Consider the following 2,184-nt stretch of genomic DNA (forward strand, 5'->3'; position numbering starts at 1 on the left):
CGGCCACCCGCCGCGGCGTCGACGACGAACTGGCGGTCGGCGTGGTCTCTGAGGTAATGCCGGAGGGTCTTCGAGGTGGGCGAGGCCCCGAATCGAACGACGACTTCGGGGTCGGGCCACGCGTCCGCGCCGTCGAGATAGGAGTCGTAGCCACCGCAGACCGGGACGGCGTCGTCGTGACCGAACCGGTGGCCCGAGAGCGGGTCCGCCAGTACCGGAAAGCCCGTCGCGTCGGCGAGAGCGGCCATCGACTCCCGGGACGGGGCCGACCCGGGGGCTGGGCCGGCGACCAGCAGTCCGCGGTCAGCACCCGAAATCGCCGACGCCACGCGGTCGACGGCGGCGGGTTCGAGCGTCGGTCGGCCGGCCGTCGTCCGCACGAACGGCCCGTCGCGGCCGCCGGCGCCGAGCGGTGCGGTCCGGTCGAGGTCCTCGGGGACGCTCCCGTCGTCAGTCGGTTCCAGCGGCTTGGCGAACGGGGCGTTCAGGTGGACCGGTCCCGGCGGCGTCCCGGTAGCCGTGGCGACGGCCCGGTCGACCGCGACCCTTACCGAGCGGAGCGCCCGCGCTTCCGTCCGCGGTTCGGGAAGCGTCCGGTACTCCCGGACGGCGTCGCCGTAGAGCCGCTCCTGATCGACGGTCTGGTTCGCGCCGCTGTCGTGTAACTCGGCGGGCCGGTCGGCGGTGAGGACGACCAACGGGACGCGGGACTGGTCGGCCTCGATGACGGCGGGGTGGAAGTTCGCGGCCGCGGTGCCGGAGGTACAGAGAAGCGCCGTCGGTTCGCCCGCCCGACGGCTCCGACCGAGCGCGAAGAACGCGGCCGAGCGCTCGTCGAGGTGGGAGAAGACGGCCACGTCCTCCCGGGCGGCGACGGCCGCAGTCAGCGGCGTCGACCGACTTCCGGGCGCGACGCAGACGCCGGTGACGCCCGCGGCGACCAGTTCGTCGACGATTGCCTCGCCCCAGAGCGTGGCGCGGTTCGGTGCGGTCATTCGAGTTGGTCGAGCATCGGGCGGTACTTCAGTTGCACTTCGTCCCACTCGCGGTCGGGGTCGCTGTCGGCGACGATGCCGGCGCCGGCGAACAGCGACGCCGTTCCGTCACGCGCCAGCGCCGACCTGATGCCGACGCAGAAGGTGCCGTTACCGGCGGCGTCGAACCACCCGACCGGCGCGGCGTACCACCCGCGGTCGAACGACTCCGTCTCCCTGATCGTCTCCAGCGCGGCGTCGGGCGGGAGGCCGCCCACCGCCGGCGTCGGGTGGAGCTCCTCGACCAGCGAGAGGACGTGACTGTCCGCGTCGAGTTCGGCTTTGATCGGCGTCCGGAGGTGCTGGACCGTCGCCAGACGCCGCACCGTCCGTTCGTCGTCGGTGACCGACGCGGCGAGCGGTTCCAGTTGGTCGTGGATGGCCTCCACGACGAGGTCGTGTTCGTGGTTGTCCTTCTCGCTGTCGAGCAGTTCCTCCGCCAGCCACTCGTCCTCGGCGGGGGTGTCGCCCCGGCCGGTCGACCCCGCCAGCGCCTCCGTCTGGACGGTCCGCCCGTACAGCGAGACGAGGCGCTCGGGCGTCGCGCCGAAGAACGTCCCCGCGTTCTCGGCCTCGGGCGTGACAGCGAAGCGATAGCAGTCGGGGTAGGTCGAATCGAGGCGTGCGAGGGCGTCCGCCAGCGACAGCGGCCGCTCCAAATCGACCGACAGCGACTGCGCGAGGACGACCTTCCGGAGGCGCTCCTCGCCGATAGCCGCGACGGCGTCCCGGACCTGCTCGCGCCACACGGTTTTCGAGGGGGTGCGGCGCTTTCCGGTGACGCCCGGCGGGCCCGCGTCCGCCGGGCGGGTCGCCGTCTCGATGCGGTCCGCCCACTCCTCGAGTCGCCGCTCGGCCTCGGCGGCAGTTGGTGCCGTCGTCGTCAGCCACGTCGCCTCGCCGGGCGAGAATATCTGGACCGCTGGGAGGACGAAGCGCGCGTCCGGGAACCCGGTCCAGGCGTCGTCGGCCGACGCCTCGCGCTCGTAGAAGGCGAACCCGCCGAACAGGCGCGGCCGGGCGACGCGGGGGACGTCCGCAGTCGACAGGGAGTCGAACAGCGACCGGGCCTCCGAGCGGATGCGAGCGACCGATCGGTGCCGCGGGCGGTGAGCGTCGCCGTCGCTCCCACGGCGAGGACGTCCGTGTC

General features: G+C 73.2%; 1 protein-coding gene and 1 pseudogene. Both read right to left on the reverse strand.

Annotated features, from left to right (window positions below; genetic code table 11):
- Nucleotides 1–995, reverse strand: a 995-nt coding sequence (gene menD, locus GJ629_RS15555) for a 2-succinyl-5-enolpyruvyl-6-hydroxy-3-cyclohexene-1-carboxylic-acid synthase (RefSeq protein WP_157513822.1), incomplete at its 3' end; no start/stop codon positions are given.
- Nucleotides 992–2,184, reverse strand: a pseudogene (locus GJ629_RS15560) (isochorismate synthase MenF); the annotation flags it as partial. The pseudogene GJ629_RS15560 and the gene menD, both read right to left, overlap by 4 nt.

The organism is Halapricum sp. CBA1109 (genome assembly GCF_009741825.1).
GTDB lineage: Archaea > Halobacteriota > Halobacteria > Halobacteriales > Haloarculaceae > Halapricum.